Here is a 16,355-nt window from a genome sequence, read left to right on the forward strand (position 1 = left end):
AAAATTATCGATGGTTTCCGTATATAGACAATATGAAAATTCCAACTCCTCGGTTTTAACCAATTCGCTGTTGCGCAGGGAATTTCTTTACGGCCTAAAATTTTTTGCCGTACAAGAGAATTTTATGAGCGAGCAAGGCGCTGTATTGCGTATGAGGATTTCTTTGGCCTGCGTAGAAGCCAGAGCTGTGGTTATTGACGCCTATATTCAAACCGACGGAAACCTGTCATACCTCTTTGTTTTATGCTCATCGATTCTGCCTCCTCAAGTTTTTTCTGAAACCGTAAAAAATATCCTTCCGAATGCGGTTATCGAAGAATTTTATAAGACTCAGGCTGAAGGCTATTTGGAATCGGCCTCTCAAGAGGCACTGACAAAAAAGCCGATCCCGTTTTTTTCACCCGCAGGAGTAAATTCCGAATCAAACCATCTTTTAATTTCTCTTTTTATTGAGCATAGGGCTGTCCTTTTGGAGAATAAAAAAGGCGGTCTTTTGGAAAAAAGCCTAAAAAAAGGCTCTCGAAGTCTTTTAAATGAGGCTTCCGAAATACGCAAATATTCTGCTGCAAATTTGGATCTAAACATCTTGTTGTTTCAAAAAGAAAATCTAATCCTTTCGATTCCGGTTTTTCAGATCAAAAAAATCGATAAAGATGTTTTTCAGAAAAAGTTCATTCAAATTTTTCCCGAATACGGAGGAAAAAAAATCTATGTAGATGATGTCTCTTGTATAAAAAACATAGATCTTTCCAAAGTAAATTTTACCAAAAGGTTGAAAAGGGGTATATATAGAATCACAATATCCGGTGCTAAGACAATCTTGGAATTTAACCTTTTAGTTCCTTCGATGTATGAGTGAATTCCTATGCGCTATCCTGTTTCAAAAAAAATAAATAAAATGTAAAAATTTAAGTTCTTAAAAACTTTTCTATAATCCCGTCGCTATAAAATAAACAATTTTTTTTCAAAATTTTACTATTTATTCAGCTTATAACCCTATAATTATGTGAAGACAGGCAAGGATAATTTGCTGTTTTAAGGAGAAAAGTTATGTCAAATGAACAAACTATTTTAAACCCCAAAACCGATTGGGTTTTTAAGCTGATGTTTTCCAAAGGCGAAGAAGGCAACAAGGCTCTTATAAGTTTTCTAAACGCCTTTTTGGAAGATTCTTACGGTAAAATCAATAAGGCAGAAATCATAAACACCGAGCTTATCCGCGATAGGCCTTCGGGAGAAACATACCGCCTCGATTTTTTGATTAGAACCGACAACGGCCTTATTGTAGACCTTGAAATGCAGCAGTTTTGGAAAACAAACTATACTCGCAGAAGTCAAATGTACCTCATGCGCCTCGCTTCCCGCTTTTTAAAGACGGAGCCCAGGGAAGACGATTTTTTGTACGCTATAAGTCTTTCCGTTTTTGGCTGCGATGTTCCTAAAAACGCAGAGCTTGTAAAGATGTCTGAGAGCTCGATAATTCAATATCTTTATGTTGAATTAAACGAGCTAATAGTTTATACTATGAAAAAGAGATTGGAAGAGTATAGCTTAAAAGACTTTTGGATAAGATTTTTAGCCAACTATGAAGAAGACAAAAAAAGCGGAATGTTGGAAGAATTGTGTAAATTAGAGGAGGGTATAAAAATGGCAGAAGCAACACTCTTTAGGGTAACGGATGAAGAGAGGCGAATGGCAATAGAACTCTCTGATGAAAAATACCGGATGTATGTGGAAGATGAACGCAGTGAAGCTAGAAGAGAGGGCTTGGCCGAAGGCCGGTCTGCCGGTTTAGCAGAAGGCCGAGCCGAAGGCTTATATCAAGCAAAAGTGGAAGTGGCTGTCTCTTTTAAGAGACTTGGTGTTGATATTGATAAAATAGCTGAAGGTACAGGCTTGAGCCGAGAAAAAATAGAAGCGCTGTAGCTTAAAAACGCCTATAGACAGGTCCTAAATTTTTGTGTAAACTTTATTCCTATGCGCTATCCTGTTTCAAAAAAAATGAGTGAAATCGCTTCCGTTTTTTTCAATGCCGGTTTTTCGGCCTACCTTGTGGGCGGAGCTGTGCGGGACTGGTTTTTAGGAAAACCGTGCAAGGATTACGATATAGCTACCGATGCCGAACCCAAGGAAGTTCAAGCCCTTTTCCGTAAGACTATTCCTACAGGGATAGCCCACGGTACGGTTACTATTCTTTACAAGGGCGAAAAAATAGAATGTACCACCTTCCGCTGCGAGGCTGATTATTCCGACGGCCGAAGGCCTCAGAAGATTAATTACGTCCGTTCAATCGAAGAAGATTTGAGCCGCAGAGACTTCACTATGAATGCAATAGCAGTTTCTTTAAAGGACGGCTCCATTGTAGACCCTTTTGAGGGCGTAAAATCAATAAAATCAAAAACCATTAAGACCGTCGGTTCTCCCCTTGACCGCTTTGGAGAAGACGGTTTGAGGCCTATCAGGGCAATCCGCTTTGCTTCACAGCTGGGCTTTAAGATAGAAGAAGAAACCTTAAAAGCAATTCCTTTAAGTATTGAAGTTTGCAAAAAAGTTTCGATAGAAAGGTTTCGGGACGAATTCGTTAAAATGCTTTTAAGTGAGCATCCCATAATTTCTTTAAGGCTCTTGGAGGATACAGGGCTTTTAAAAATCTTTTTGCCCGAGCTTTCGGATTGCCGCGGGGTCGAGCAAAAAGGAATGCACTCCTTCGATGTGCTTGACCACAGCTTTTTAAGCTGTGATGCCGCTCCGCAAGATAATTTGATTGTGAGATTGGCTGCCCTTTTCCACGATATAGGAAAGGTAAGTACTAGGGAAAAAAATGAATACAGCGATTATACCTTTTATAAGCATGAGGCGGTTTCGGAAAAACTTACCAAAAAGATAATGCAGCGTTTAAAATTCCCGAATAAGGAAATTGAAGAGGTTTCTCATCTTGTGGGGCTTCACATGTTTCATTATACGGAAGATTGGACCGATGCCGCCGTCCGCCGCTTTATAGTCAGAGCCGGTGTAGAAAATATTCCGAATCTCTTCGATTTAAGAAGGGCCGACGGTTTCGGCATGACGGGACAGGCTCCCGATTTAAGCAATTTGGCGGCCTTTAAAAAGAGGCTTGAAAAAGTCATAGCCGAAGATTCTGCTCTTAGCTTAAAAGATCTGGCCGTCGGCGGCAGAGAACTGATGGAAATCGGAATTCCTGCAGGGCCTAAGCTCGGCATAATCTTACAAAAGCTATTTGAAGCTGTTCTTGAAGACCCTTCACAAAATACCAAAGCCCAACTTTTAAAAATTGCGGCTGCAATAAATTCCAATTTGAGTTAAATTATTGATATTAAGGAAAACCTCAAAAAACTGAAGTTTTTAGAGGTTCCCATAATATAAAAAATATGATAGGCTAAGCTATGTTTGTAAAATTAGATGCAGAATTGACACCGATTGATCCTCGGACCGAAAAAATAACGGGACCTGTTGCGGGCTATATAAAATTTAAAGAACTCATCGAGCTTCAAGGGCTTTTAGGCCTAGATCCTCTTTTTATCGAGCAATGCAGCGATTTTTCCCAACAAAATACCCTGGGTGTTTGGGAAGACTACAGTTTCGGCGTTATAAATATAGTCGAAATGGAAAACATTTTTAAAGACCGCGATACGATAGGGCTTTATATATCGAAAAATCTTTTTTTGGCCATAGAAATTATCGACAAGGATTACTCCGCTCAAAAAGCTTTTGAAGCTGCCTTACAGCAAACTATAGTTCGTGAAAGAAATATTCCGCGTATTCTTAACCGTTTTTTTAAAGAGCTTATCAAGTCCCATGCCGGCGTCTATTACCGTTTTAGAAAAAAAATATCCGAGCTGGAAATGCGGGTTTGGGAAAAAATAGAAGAAGACAGTAACTTTGAATCGGAGCTTTCGAATATAAACAACGAGCTTTTAACCCTATTTAGCTATTATGATCAATTGGAAGATTTTTGCCAGGAGCTGGCCGAAAACGAAAACGAAATTTTTACCGAAGAAGAGTTGACAATCATAAATCTGCTTTCCAAAAGGGTAGAGCGTTATGGAGCAAACATCCGTATTTTAAGGGAGTATTCAAATCAGTTACGGGAATCCTATCAAGCTCAGCTGGACCTGCACCTCAATAAGATTATGAAAATCTTTACGGTTGTAACTACAATCTTTCTTCCTCTGACTCTTGTAGCGGGCTGGTACGGTATGAACTTTACCCACATGCCCGAGCTTTCATGGAAGTACGGCTATATTACGGTTATAATACTGAGTATTGCCATCGTTGTTTTAGGACTTTGCTGGTTTAAAAAGAAAAAACTGATATAAAACGGACAGCCCGCGGCTTTTTATAAAAACCGTTTCAGGAGATTGCAGAATTAGAAGCTAAAATATCCCTAAAACAGTCCTTATCATAAAAATTGTTTTCATCGGAGCTGTGATCGTCATACCAAATTTGTGCATAAAAAGGGACATTCTTTGTCTGTTCATCAAAATTCCATGGGGGACATGCACATTCGGGACACCAGTGCCCTGTTTTTAGAACGAGGAAGGGGCTCGCTTTAAATTTGTGGCCGTAAGAACAGCTCCATTCAAGCGGAGTGTAGAGGTCTCCCTTTTTCATTTCGGTGCTTAAGCATTCGCCGCCTCTAAAACGGGCAGCCTCACGTACATCGCTTATATCGAGTTCGTTTTCTTTTTTGGATTCGTCATAGCCGTGATTCAGCAAAAAAGAAGCGGCTTTTTTTTCGTCTTTTAATTCGGAATAGTTCAGCATTTCTCCCGTTTTCGGATTTTTGTTTTCCGATAAAAGCTTGTATTCTTTCCAGTTTTGAGGGATTTTTTCAAAGTCTTCTTTCGAGCCGAAAAAAGCCTTTATTCTGCCTTCAAAATTGTGCTTAATCCAATAAAGAGGAGCATTGCTTGTTTTTAAAAGAGGTTCTATGGCAAATTTTCTGATAAGACGCGGAAATGGTTTTCCCAGCTTAAAATACCAAAACTTTTTATCGAGTTTTTTAAAAAAGTCCTCAAAGCCTTCATATTGAAAGTCAAGATAATCATTTAAAATACGGGAATCATAGAACCAGCCGCAGTGAAAGTTGCGGGCCGCATTCCAGTGGGGCTTAAAAATTTCCTTTGCCGATCTGCCCATAAGTTTAAAGCCTCGGTCTAGGGTTTCATAACCGGTAACCCGTGCTTCTTTTCCGTTTCCTATATTGTAGACCCTCTTCCAAAAATCTTCGGGCAAGGTGCCGCCTGTATCTTTTTCGATGAGGTTTTTAAGCATGAGGCCTGAGGTGCGGGCTGTTGCCCATTCTATCGGAGTATTCCAGCCTGTGTGGAACATAAGTCCGTCATCCATGTTTTTAAGCATAATATCATCGTATAAAACTCCCGACTGCCTTAAAGAAACCCAATACTTTAAGCCCGATTCTATTACTTCACGCTCGGCCATAATCTTAGTGGCCCCGTAAAAGTCAAAGGCAGAACCTATTAAAGGGTCCCCGGTTCTTATCCATGGGTGTTTAAAGGTTCTGTTTCCGTATTGGGCGACAGTTCCTATATGAATGAATTTTATTCTGTCTTTTTGGGGTTGTTTTTTTACGGCATTTATCAAATTTAAGGTGCCTAAAAAGTTTGATTTATAGCCTGCATCTGGATTATGGTCTATTACGGGAGGAATTATCGCAGCACAATGGATTATATAATCGGCATTTTCGACGGCTCTTTCGCAGTCGGCAAAGATTGATAAGTCTCCGAAAATAATTTTTAAAATATCAGGATATTTTTTTTGCAAAGATTTAGCTAAACGTATATTGGCTTTTTTTTCCCGTAAAATTACGGTAATATCGTGTTTTCCGGTTTCGGCAATTTGTTTTAAAACTTCAGAGCCCATGGAGCCTGAAGCTCCGGTAATTAAAATAGTCTTTTTCATATGTCTATAGTATAAAACTTTTTTGACTTTTGCAATAGGAATCAAGAAAAATATTCAAACTCCAATCTAAGCCCAAAAGCGGGAATAAGTATAAGTCCTCCTCTTGAAACAAAATAGAAAAAAAGATATAATCCGCTCTGTAGTAATGGATGATTTTAAGATAATTTCGTGGGAAGAGCTTGTTGAAGCAGCTCAGATCGTTTTAACGGGTTCGGATTTTTTCCCCGAAGGAAAAGAAACAGCGATTAGTGTGGGCGGTTTTGACGGCCCCCATAAAGGCCATGATAAGCTTTTACGGCAGGTGTTGACCTATGCAGCCGAAAATACCCTTGTTCCGGGGCTTGTTACTTTTTTCCGCTCGCCGGCAGCAGTAAAAAATAAGGCTTATTCGGGCGATGTTTCATCGCTCAGGCTAAGATTAAAAAAGTTTCAGGAATTAGGTTTTCATTTCATTGTACTTATTGACTTTTCCGCAAGTTTTGCTAAAATAGAAGGAACTGCGTTCTTTGATATTCTTATAAAGACTATCCGTATGAAGTATTTGGCTGTAGGCAGTGATTTTTTCTGCGGATATCGCCGAGGATTGGGGGTCGACGATTTAAAAGAAATCGCCCCTCAGAAAGGCTTTTGCTTTGATTCCATCGATCCCGTGAATCGAGGTTCCCTTAAGATTAGCTCCAGTGCTATCAGGGAGGCTGTACGTTTAGGGGATTTTTCCCTTGCAAAAGAGCTTTTGGGTTATCCTTTTTTATTTGATTTCGTAAGTTTGCCGTGGGAGGTAAAGGACAAAAACACCATTTTTGCTCCCAAGGCATATATATCGCAGATTCTTCCGCAGAGCGGGAAATATAGGGTCTTAGTTCAAAAAACAGACAGACAAGAACAAGAAGCTCATTGTCTTATAAATGACGACGGGCTGCTCTTGGGTTTTCCTGAAAAGGATTCAAAAGCTTTTGATCTAAAAGACCTTAATAATTTTGACACTATAGAATTTATTTGTAAGGAGTAAGTAATGGCAGTTACTAAAGAACAAAAAGCATCGATCGTAAAGAAATTCGGTGCAAGCGAAAAAGACACAGGCGATGTAAAGGTGCAGATTGCCTTATTGACCGAAAAAATTAACCAGTTGACAAATCACTGCAAGGAGCATCCTAAAGATGCAGGCAGCCGAAGAGGTTTGATCAGCATGGTAGGTCATAGACGCAGTTTGCTTAAATACTACCGCAGAACAGACATTGAAGGTTATAGAACTATTCTTAAAGAGCTTAACCTTAGAAAGTAGTTTGATAAGGTGCAGGGGCAGAAAGACTGAATTCTTGTCCTTGCGCCTTTATCTTTATTTATTGAGTTTTAAAATTAACGTAATTTTAAAGAAGAAATTTTCAAAGAGAAAAAATGATGAGAAAAAGAGTAACTTATAAAATCGGCGAACATGATTTAATTTTAGAAACCGGTTATTTGGCAAAACAGGCCAACGGTTCTATTTATGCGGAATATGCCGGTTCCGCAATTTTAGCTACAATCTGTGCCTCGGGACAGGCTCAGGAAGGTTTAGACTATGTCCCCCTAACGGTTGATTATAACGAAAAATATTATGCAGCCGGAAAAATCCCCGGAGGCTTTATAAAAAGAGAGGGTAGACCAAAGGATAAGGAAATCCTTGTTTCCCGTCTTATAGACAGGCCCATGCGCCCCTTATTTAACAAAGAATTCGGACGTGAAATCCAGTTGGTTCCTACCTGTATTTCAACGGATATGATAAACCCGCCCGACATCCTTGCAGTTATCGCAAGCTCTGCAGCCGTTCATATTTCGGATATCCCCTTTGACGGCCCCGTTGCAGCTGCCCGTGTTGCCTATAAAAACGGCGAATACATTATAAACCCGACATTTAGTCAAATCGAAACTGCCGATATGGAAATTGTAGTTGCCGGAACAAAAGAGGGCATTACGATGGTCGAAGGCGGTGCTAACGAGGTTTCCGAAGAGGTCATGCTTACAGCCTTGGAAAAAGCCCATGAAATGATCAAGGCTCTTTGCAAGATGCAGGAAGATTTACGCGAACTTGCCGGAAAAGAAAAACTTCCCCTCGTTCCCCTTGAAGCCGAGCTTGAAAATAAGCAGGCAATTTATGACGAAGCCTTCCCACGTTTAAGCAAAACCCTCTATCTTTCAACAAAGATGGAGCGCCGCGAAGAATCGGACAAGGTAAAAAAAGAATTGGCCGAAAAATATGCCGAACAGCTTGAAGATGAAATTCAGCTTAAACTTTTTAACGCCCTCTTTGAAGAGATGGAGTATAATATTTTAAGAACCAATATCTTGGACAAGGGCTTGAGGGTTGACGGAAGAGGCACTAAGGACATTCGTCCCATAACTTGCGAAATCGGAGTCCTTCCCCGTCCCCACGGTTCGGCCGTCTTTACACGAGGCGAAACCCAGTCCTTGGGTGTTGTAACGATAGGAACAGTCTTTGACGAACAGATATATGATGACATCGAGGGCGACAGAAGAGAAAACTTTATTCTTCACTATAACTTCCCGCCCTTCTCTGTAGGAGAGGTCGGAAGGCTCGGAACGGGTCGAAGAGAAATCGGGCACGGAAACCTTGCACACCGCTCCCTTTATCCGATGGTTCCCGAAAGGGAAAAATTCCCCTATACGGTCCGTGTTGTTTCGGAGGTCTTGGAATCAAACGGTTCTTCTTCGATGGCTACCGTATGTTCGGGAACCCTTTCTATGCTTCATGCAGGCGTTCCCATGAAAAAGCCGGTTGCCGGTATTGCCATGGGGCTTATCACCGAAGGAAATGACCGCTACGCCATTCTTTCAGACATTCTTGGAGAAGAAGATCACTTAGGCGATATGGACTTTAAGGTTGCAGGTACGGCCGATGGAATTACGGGCTTCCAGATGGACATAAAGATTGCAGGTGTTTCGCCTGAAATTATGAAAAATGCCCTTGCACAGGCCAAAGAAGGAAGAATGCACATCCTCGGCATAATGAATCAGTGTATTTCCGCTCCCAATGCGGAACTTTCCCAATATGCTCCAAGGGTTGAGATGATGACAATACCCGAAGACAAGATAGGTGCCCTAATCGGCCCCGGCGGAAAGAATGTAAAAGCTATTTCCGATAAATATAATGTAACAATCAATACCGAAAACGACGGTACCGTAACCATTTACGGCAAGGACGGAACTTCGGACATTAAAGGCGCAAAGAGTATTGTTAAGGGAATCACAAGCGATCCCGAAGTCGGAATGATCTATGACGGAACCGTAAAAAAAATTATGGACTTCGGTGCCTTTGTCGAAATCCTTCCCGGAAAAGAAGGCCTTTGCCATATTTCAAAACTTTCACGCTCCAGAGTCGAAAAGGTTTCGGATGTGCTTAAAGAAGGACAGGAAATACCCGTTAAACTTTTGGAAATCGATAAACTCGGAAGGCTCAACCTTTCTTATGTCGATGCTCTTGAAGAGCGTTCCAAATAAAAAGGAGCATGGAGCCGTTTGTTCGGCCCATGCTTTTAAATTTTGCGCATGGTGATTTTAGGAGATTGTAAATGGAAGTTTTTACAAAGTTAAAAGAAGGAGCCCTTTTACCGGAATACAAAACGAGCGGATCTGCCGGAGCTGATTTGCGGGCCCTTATTGAAGAACCCGTTATCTTAAAACCCATGCAAAGATGCTTAATTCCTACAGGTCTTTCGGTTGAATTACCTAAGGGAATTGAGCTTCAAGTGCGTCCCCGATCGGGGCTTGCCCTAAAACACGGAATTACCGTCTTAAACACTCCCGGCACCGTAGATTCGGACTACCGCGGAGAGCTCGCCGTTCTTTTAATAAATCTCGGAAATGAAGACTTTAAAATAGAAAATGGGGACCGCATCGCCCAAGCCGTTATTGCCCAAGCTATTCAGGCTGATTTTGTTCAAAAGGATGAGCTTTCCAATACCGAACGCGGAGCAGGGGGCTACGGTTCTACGGGAATAGCATGATTAAAAAGAGCGTAGTTTATGAGAGGTCTGTCGTTTAATCATAAAACAATCTTTGTATATGTTTTTAAAGAACTCCTTTTATATTTTATAGTTTCTTTTTTGTTCTTCTTTTTTATTTTTTTTGTAAATCAGATTCTTTTAATGGCAGAAGAAATCCTATCTAAAAAGGCTCCCACAAAAGATGTTTTATTGCTCTTGTTTTATTCTCTTCCGTTTATAATAGCTACAACAGCTCCATATGCAGCCTTAATCGGAACCCTCATGTGCTTGGGCCGCTTTTCGGCAGACCATGAATTTATTTCGATGAATGCTCTAGGAATTTCGACTTCTTTTATTTTGATTCCGGTTTTTGCTCTCGGTGTTTTTGTTTCAGTAGGTTCGTTTATAACAAACGATATTTTGATTCCGCGCGGGACGATAAAATTTAATGAGGTGCTTTACAATATTGCTTCTTCAACTCCTGCTCTTGAACTTGAGTCTTATTCGGTTAAGCGTAATGAAAATTCGATAGTTGTTTCAGGTTTGATAAAGGATAATTCAATCCATGATCTTTTAATAATCGATTCAAGTCAGAGGGGGGCAAAAAGATTTTTATCTTCATCTCAAACCGATGTAAAAAAATCCAACGACAGATCGATTATCATGCAGCTTGAAATGCTCAATCCTCGTCTTTTAAATTTGGATTTAAACAATAGATCTAAATTTGATGTTGTCTATGGGGAAAGTATAACCTACAATGTTCTTGCAAAGGATGTTGCCCCTAAGTTTATTTCAAGTTCAGGTCCCGACAAGATGACTTCTTATGACCTAATAAAAGATATAAAGCAAAAAAAGGAAGCCGGTGATACAAGTCCGCGTCTTTTGAATATCTATATTATGGAGCTTCACCGTAAATTTTCTGTTCCCTTCGGTGCCTTCTTTTTTGTATTGTTGGCTTTTGCTATAAGCCGTGCCGGTAAGACCTATGATCAGAGTACGGGCTTTATTGTGGGGCTTTTAATTTCAGTTGCTTATTGGGCCTTTTTGATAGGTGGGCAAATGCTCTGCCTTGAATCGGGCCTAAATATAAACGGAGCCCTTGTAATGTGGTTTCCGAATGTTTTGTTGGTAATCTGCACGGCTGTGATTGCAATAAAGAGGTTGTTAAAATGAGGCTGCTTCAAAGATACTTGCTTAAACTTTTTATACCAACCTTCGTCGTAGCAATGCTTTTTTTTGTCTTGCTTTTGCAGTTGGGAGACTTATTTGCCAATATAGTTGCCTATCTTCAAAACGGAGCACAGTTTAAAGATATTGTAAAAGTTATGTGGCTCTACATTCCTAAATGTATTGCTTATTCCGTGCCCTTGGCAATTCTTTTTGCCGGCTCATATACAATGGGAAATTTATATGCACAAAATGAACTTACATCGATATTTTCAGCGGGAATATCTTTAGGCCGTTTTACTCTTCCCCTTTTGGTTTTGGGATTTTTCTTTTCCGTAGGGATGATTTTTTTTGAAGACAATGTGGTTATAAAATATTTTTATGAAAAAACGCAGCTTTCAAAAAAACTTTTGCAAGAAGAAGAAAGTTTGGATACTCAGGACTTGGTAATTTTATCCGAACTCGGAAAAATCGTATACACGGCCGATTATTTTAATGCAGAAAATCAAACTCTTGCAAATGCCTACATAATAATCCGTGACGAGGATGGAAATTTATCGTTGGTTATTAAAAGCTCTCATATGGTCTGGAATGAAGACCGCTGGACTACTGACAGTGCTGAAGTTTACCGATTTGATGAAAAAAATATTGTAAGCTGTTTGAACCATATTCCGGATAATATAATTCTTTCAGAGCCTCCTTCTAATTTTCAAAAAAATCTAAGCTCGGTAGATGAAATGAGAATTTCGGAAGCAAAAGAATTTATAGCTGCCCTTAAAAAAAACGGCCTTCCGTATTATGAGGCTCTTTCAAAATATCACAGGCGCTTTTCATTTCCGTTTACTATTTTTATAGTCTTGTTTTTTTCGATTTCTTTGGGCGGTAAATTTAAAAAGAATATCCTGCTGATGAGTATCTTATTCAGCTTAGGAATAGCAACTCTTTTTTACGTTACGGAAATGGTTACTATGTTAAGTGCAAAGTGGGAATATATCTCGCCCCTTGCCGGAGCTTGGACTCCGATTTTTATATTTTCGATTTTAAGTATCTTTTTACTAAAAAACTCGCGGACTTAGGGTCGGGCATCTTGAAAAAACTTCCAAACCTGATTACTTGATAAAAATTAAAAAATAATGTAAATTATGACTAACTAGAGGTGAGGATTATGAAGATAATAAATATTTTTTGGATTGTGCTGGGCTTTATTTGCCTAGGGCTTGGAATTATAGGTATCATCATGCCTATTTTACCGACAACGCCCTTTTTTATGGTAACAGTCGTATGCTTTGCTAAGGGCTCGGAAAGACTAAAACGGTGGTTTATGAGCACATCTTTTCATAAAAAATACATTCAAAGCTTTTACGAAAAAAAGGGTATGACTTTAAAAAACAAGGTTATCATACTTTCCTTTGCCTCAATCATGCTCGCAGCCGCTTTTTATTTTTCGGCTAAACCCTATGCCCGAATCTTAATAGCCTGTGTATTTTTGGCCAAATATTACGTATTTATCTTTAAGATAAAAACTCTTCCGGATGATGAAAAATCGGCAATAAAAGCAGATGCGGGCTGTGTTGAACAAAGATAAAAAAGAACAAGAAAAAAAGCTCATTTCTATTATGATAGATATGTACCGCTCTTTTGAAGGAAGAGAAATGAGTGATGATGAGCTTGATGAGCTTTTTTTATATGCATCAAAGAGGATTGAAACCTGCATTTATCGAAAAAATGATGAAAAAAAGCCTTTTTGCAATGTCTGTCCTGTGCATTGCTATAAAAGCGATATGCGTGAAAAAATAAAAAAGGTAATGAGGTATGCAGGACCGAGACTTTTATTTAAACGTCCCATTTTAAGTTTAAAGCACCTTTTTAAGACAATTTATGCAAAAAAACATCCTCCGAAGCCTCCGGGGAGATTTAATTAAAATACGTCTTTTTACGGCATTGACTTTTTTTTAAAATTTATGTTATACTATACTTTCTGATATTCCGTAGTGCTGGCGGATAAATTAAGGAGATAAGGCTTATGCCTACAATTAATCAATTGATAAAAAAGGGACGCAAATCTGCTGCAGTTAAGACAAAGAGTCCTGCTTTGCAGTCTTGCCCCCAAAAGCGCGGTGTTTGCACCAGCGTTAAGACGATTACGCCTAAAAAACCGAACTCGGCCTTAAGAAAGGTTGCCCGTATCCGTTTAAGTAACGGCATCGAAGTAACTGCTTATATTCCCGGTATCGGACACAACTTGCAGGAACACTCCGTTGTTCTCGTAAGAGGCGGACGTGTTAAGGACCTCCCGGGTGTACGCTATCACATTATACGCGGTACTAAAGATGCTCTCGGTGTAGAAGACAGAAAACGAGGCCGCTCCAAGTACGGAGCCAAGAGGCCCAAGGCTTAGGGGGTAAAAAATGGGTAGAGGAAAAATTACTGCAAGACGCCCTGTTGCTCCCGACAGCAAGTACAATAGCGTGGTAGTTACCCGCTTTATCGGAAGAATGATGCTTTCAGGAAAAAAGAGCATTACTACAAAGATCATGTACGATTCTTTTGATAAAATTAAAGAAAAAACCGGCGAAGAACCATTGGCCGTTTTTTCAAAGGCCTTGGACAACGTAAAACCCGTTGTTGAAGTAAAATCCCGCCGAGTCGGAGGTGCCACTTATCAGGTTCCGATGGACATTCCGGAGGGAAGGAGAGAAGCCTTGGCTATGCGCTGGATTATCGGTGCTGCTCGAAAAAGAAGCGGTCACGAGATGTCAGAAAGATTGGCTTCAGAGCTGATCGATGCATACAACAACACCGGAACAGCCTTCAAAAAGAAGGAAGAAGTTCACAGAATGGCCGAAGCAAACAAAGCTTTTGCACACTTCAGGTGGTAGTTCAAAGGGGAGTTCGGAATACGGACTCCCTTTTTTTGTAAATATCTTATCCGCCATGGACGGCGGTGGTTCCAAACTTCGAGAGTTTTGCGTAAGCAAAACTCTAAGATGAAAAAAGGACTGAGGATGTACATTTTTCATCGACCCCCTTGTATATTATTCTTTTTTTTATTATACTGTAACGTCTTGTATCTTGAAAAGTATTATGACTTTTCGGTTTTATAAAATCATTTAGGAGAAACTCGGCAGTTTGCTCCTAAAAATCTATAAAGATGAGGTATTGATTATGGGTAATGATATTTCTAAGATGAGAAATATCGGTATTAGTGCTCACATTGACTCCGGTAAAACTACTCTTTCTGAACGAATTCTTTTTTATTGTGATAGAATTCATGCTTTACACGAGGTCCGCGGAAAAGACGGTGTGGGTGCTACGATGGATAATATGGAGCTTGAAAAGGAACGAGGTATCACGATTCAGTCAGCTTCAACTCAGGTTAAATGGAAGGATTATACGGTAAACGTAATTGACACTCCCGGGCACGTAGACTTCACTATTGAGGTTGAACGTTCTTTACGCGTTTTGGACGGAGCTATCTTGGTTCTTTGTTCTGTCGGAGGTGTTCAGTCCCAGTCTATCACTGTTGACAGACAGTTAAAACGCTACCACGTTCCCCGAATTGCATTTGTAAATAAGTGCGACAGAACCGGTGCTAACCCGTTTAAAGTTAGGATGCAGCTTAGGGAGAAACTAGGGCTCAATGCTTATATGATGCAGATTCCCATAGGTTTGGAAGATAAGCTTGAAGGCGTTGTAGACCTTGTTACTATGAAGGCTATGTATTTTGAAGGCGAAAACGGTACCCAAATCCGCATGGCCGAAATCCCCCAGCATCTTTTAGCCGATGCTCAAAAATATAGGGAAGAAATGATTGATGCCGCTACCATGTTCTCAGATGAATTGGCAGAAGCCTTTTTGGAAGGTGCAGAAACCGAAGAAATGATAAGAGCAGCCGTCAGAAAGGGAACCCTTGCAGAGCAGTTTGTTCCCGTCTTCCTCGGCTCGGCTTATAAAAATAAGGGTATCCAACCCCTTTTGGATGCGGTAGGTTATTATCTCCCCGATCCGACAGAAATCGAAAATACGGCTTTAAACCTCGATGAAAATGAAAAGCCTATTGTGTTAGGTACGGATGAAAATGCTCCGGTAGTTGCCCTAGGCTTTAAGCTTGAAGACGGAAAATACGGACAGCTTACCTATGTCCGAGTTTATCAGGGAACTTTAAAGAAAGGTGAGGAGTTATTTAATACCCGTGCCAAAAAGAAATTTAAGGTAGGCCGCTTGGTTCGAATGAACTCCGCAACCATGGAAGATATTAACGAGGGCGGTCCTGGCGACATTGTAGCTCTTTTCGGTATTGACTGTGCTTCGGGAGATACCTTCTGCGGAGGAAACTTAAACTATGCAATGAGCTCCATGTATGTTCCGGATCCCGTTATCTCTCTTTCGCTTACACCGAAAGATAAGCAGGCTGCCGATCAAATGTCCAAGGCTCTTAACCGCTTTACAAAAGAAGATCCGACTTTCAGAAGCTATGTAGACAAGGAATCGAACCAGACCATTATTCAGGGTATGGGCGAGCTTCACTTGGAAGTTTATATTGAGCGAATGAAGAGAGAATATAAGTGTGATGTTGAAACAGGTATGCCTCAGGTTGCTTACAGAGAAGCTATTACCCAGAGGGCAGATTTTAACTATACTCACAAAAAACAGACAGGCGGTTCCGGTCAGTTCGGCCGTGTTGCAGGCTTTATCGAGCCTTGCACCGAGCAAGATTATGAGTTTGACAATCAGATAAAGGGAGGAGCAATTCCTTCGGAATTTATTCCTTCTTGCGATAAGGGCTTTAAAGAAGCTATCAAGAGGGGAACCCTCATCGGATTCCCGATTGTCGGAACTAAGGTTACTATAAATGACGGACAGTCCCACCCTGTAGACTCCTCGGATATGGCTTTCCAAGCTGCTGCAATCGGTGCTTTCCGTGAGGCTTACAAGGCTGCAAAACCTGCAATTCTTGAGCCCATTATGAAGGTTTCTATCGAAGGACCTCAGGAATTCCAAGGTAATATCTTCGGTCTTATAAATCAAAGACGCGGAATTATTATTTCATCGACGGAAGACGACAATTTTACCCGTGTAGATGCCGAAGTTCCGTTAAGCGAAATGTTTGGATTTTCTACCATTCTGCGTTCTTCAACACAGGGAAAGGCTGAATACTCTATGGAATTTGCCAAGTACGGCAAGGCTCCGGCAAGTATTTCGGAAGAACTGATAAAAGAATACGAAGCTAAAAGGCTTGCAGAAAAAAAATAAGGAGGCTCTGTA

Annotated in this window: 16 protein-coding genes; 15 read left to right on the forward strand and 1 reads right to left on the reverse strand. The window is 40.4% G+C overall.

What is annotated here, in order from left to right:
• Positions 1-10 precede the first annotated feature (10 nt).
• The 4 genes from HGJ18_RS02090 (at position 11) to HGJ18_RS02105 (ending at position 4,337) form a co-directional block, all read left to right on the forward strand.
• Positions 11-859: a hypothetical protein gene (locus HGJ18_RS02090; RefSeq protein WP_366793311.1), complete on the forward strand. Its 849-nt coding sequence runs from the start codon at positions 11-13 to the stop codon at positions 857-859.
• A gap of 191 nt (positions 860-1,050) precedes the next feature.
• Positions 1,051-1,926: an Rpn family recombination-promoting nuclease/putative transposase gene (locus HGJ18_RS02095; protein ID WP_253697454.1), complete on the forward strand. Its 876-nt coding sequence runs from the start codon at positions 1,051-1,053 to the stop codon at positions 1,924-1,926.
• Between the two features lie 51 nt (positions 1,927-1,977).
• The gene (locus HGJ18_RS02100; protein ID WP_253697455.1) at positions 1,978-3,324 is read left to right on the forward strand and encodes a CCA tRNA nucleotidyltransferase; all 1,347 of its coding nucleotides are present in this window, start codon (positions 1,978-1,980) and stop codon (positions 3,322-3,324) included.
• Between the two features lie 80 nt (positions 3,325-3,404).
• Positions 3,405-4,337 (forward strand): magnesium transporter CorA family protein, encoded by a 933-nt coding sequence (locus HGJ18_RS02105; protein ID WP_253697457.1) that lies wholly within the window; start codon positions 3,405-3,407, stop codon positions 4,335-4,337.
• A 34-nt stretch (positions 4,338-4,371) separates the two neighbouring features.
• On the opposite strand, the gene HGJ18_RS02110 is transcribed toward HGJ18_RS02105, so the two are convergent.
• Complete coding sequence (locus HGJ18_RS02110) at positions 4,372-5,943, reverse strand: NAD-dependent epimerase/dehydratase family protein (RefSeq protein WP_253697458.1); 1,572 nt, start codon at positions 5,941-5,943, stop codon at positions 4,372-4,374.
• Between the two features lie 145 nt (positions 5,944-6,088).
• Here HGJ18_RS02110 and HGJ18_RS02115 point away from each other — a divergent pair, with 145 nt between their 5' ends.
• From HGJ18_RS02115 to fusA, 11 genes are all read left to right on the forward strand, one after another.
• The gene (locus HGJ18_RS02115; RefSeq protein WP_366793564.1) at positions 6,089-6,952 is read left to right on the forward strand and encodes an FAD synthetase family protein; all 864 of its coding nucleotides are present in this window, start codon (positions 6,089-6,091) and stop codon (positions 6,950-6,952) included.
• A gap of 3 nt (positions 6,953-6,955) precedes the next feature.
• Complete coding sequence (gene rpsO, locus HGJ18_RS02120; protein WP_002670516.1) at positions 6,956-7,225, forward strand: 30S ribosomal protein S15; 270 nt, start codon at positions 6,956-6,958, stop codon at positions 7,223-7,225.
• Between the two features lie 116 nt (positions 7,226-7,341).
• On the forward strand, positions 7,342-9,438 hold the full coding sequence (gene pnp / locus HGJ18_RS02125) for a polyribonucleotide nucleotidyltransferase (RefSeq protein ID WP_253698306.1): 2,097 nt from the start codon (positions 7,342-7,344) through the stop codon (positions 9,436-9,438).
• 71 nt (positions 9,439-9,509) lie between these two features.
• Positions 9,510-9,944, forward strand: coding sequence for a dUTP diphosphatase (gene dut / locus HGJ18_RS02130; protein WP_253697460.1), 435 nt, complete (start codon positions 9,510-9,512; stop codon positions 9,942-9,944).
• Between the two features lie 18 nt (positions 9,945-9,962).
• Positions 9,963-11,096 (forward strand): LptF/LptG family permease, encoded by a 1,134-nt coding sequence (locus HGJ18_RS02135; protein ID WP_002670521.1) that lies wholly within the window; start codon positions 9,963-9,965, stop codon positions 11,094-11,096.
• Positions 11,093-12,166, forward strand: coding sequence for an LptF/LptG family permease (locus HGJ18_RS02140; protein WP_253697461.1), 1,074 nt, complete (start codon positions 11,093-11,095; stop codon positions 12,164-12,166). Before HGJ18_RS02135 ends, HGJ18_RS02140 begins: the two co-directional genes overlap by 4 nt.
• An 89-nt stretch (positions 12,167-12,255) precedes the next feature.
• Positions 12,256-12,675 carry a YbaN family protein gene (locus tag HGJ18_RS02145; RefSeq protein ID WP_253697462.1) on the forward strand — a complete coding sequence of 140 codons (420 nt, stop codon included), beginning with the start codon at positions 12,256-12,258 and terminating at the stop codon, positions 12,673-12,675.
• The gene (locus HGJ18_RS02150) at positions 12,650-13,012 is read left to right on the forward strand and encodes a nitrous oxide-stimulated promoter family protein (RefSeq protein ID WP_253697463.1); all 363 of its coding nucleotides are present in this window, start codon (positions 12,650-12,652) and stop codon (positions 13,010-13,012) included. Before HGJ18_RS02145 ends, HGJ18_RS02150 begins: the two co-directional genes overlap by 26 nt.
• Positions 13,013-13,113: 101 nt before the next feature.
• Positions 13,114-13,488 carry a 30S ribosomal protein S12 gene (gene rpsL / locus HGJ18_RS02155; RefSeq protein ID WP_002670535.1) on the forward strand — a complete coding sequence of 125 codons (375 nt, stop codon included), beginning with the start codon at positions 13,114-13,116 and terminating at the stop codon, positions 13,486-13,488.
• A gap of 10 nt (positions 13,489-13,498) precedes the next feature.
• A complete protein-coding gene (gene rpsG / locus HGJ18_RS02160) occupies positions 13,499-13,969 on the forward strand; it encodes a 30S ribosomal protein S7 (protein WP_002670537.1) in 471 nt (156 codons plus the stop codon).
• Between the two features lie 286 nt (positions 13,970-14,255).
• Positions 14,256-16,343 carry an elongation factor G gene (gene fusA / locus HGJ18_RS02165; RefSeq protein WP_253697464.1) on the forward strand — a complete coding sequence of 696 codons (2,088 nt, stop codon included), beginning with the start codon at positions 14,256-14,258 and terminating at the stop codon, positions 16,341-16,343.
• Positions 16,344-16,355 lie beyond the last annotated feature (12 nt).

Source organism: Treponema denticola, assembly GCF_024181405.1.
GTDB lineage: Bacteria > Spirochaetota > Spirochaetia > Treponematales > Treponemataceae > Treponema_B > Treponema_B denticola_D.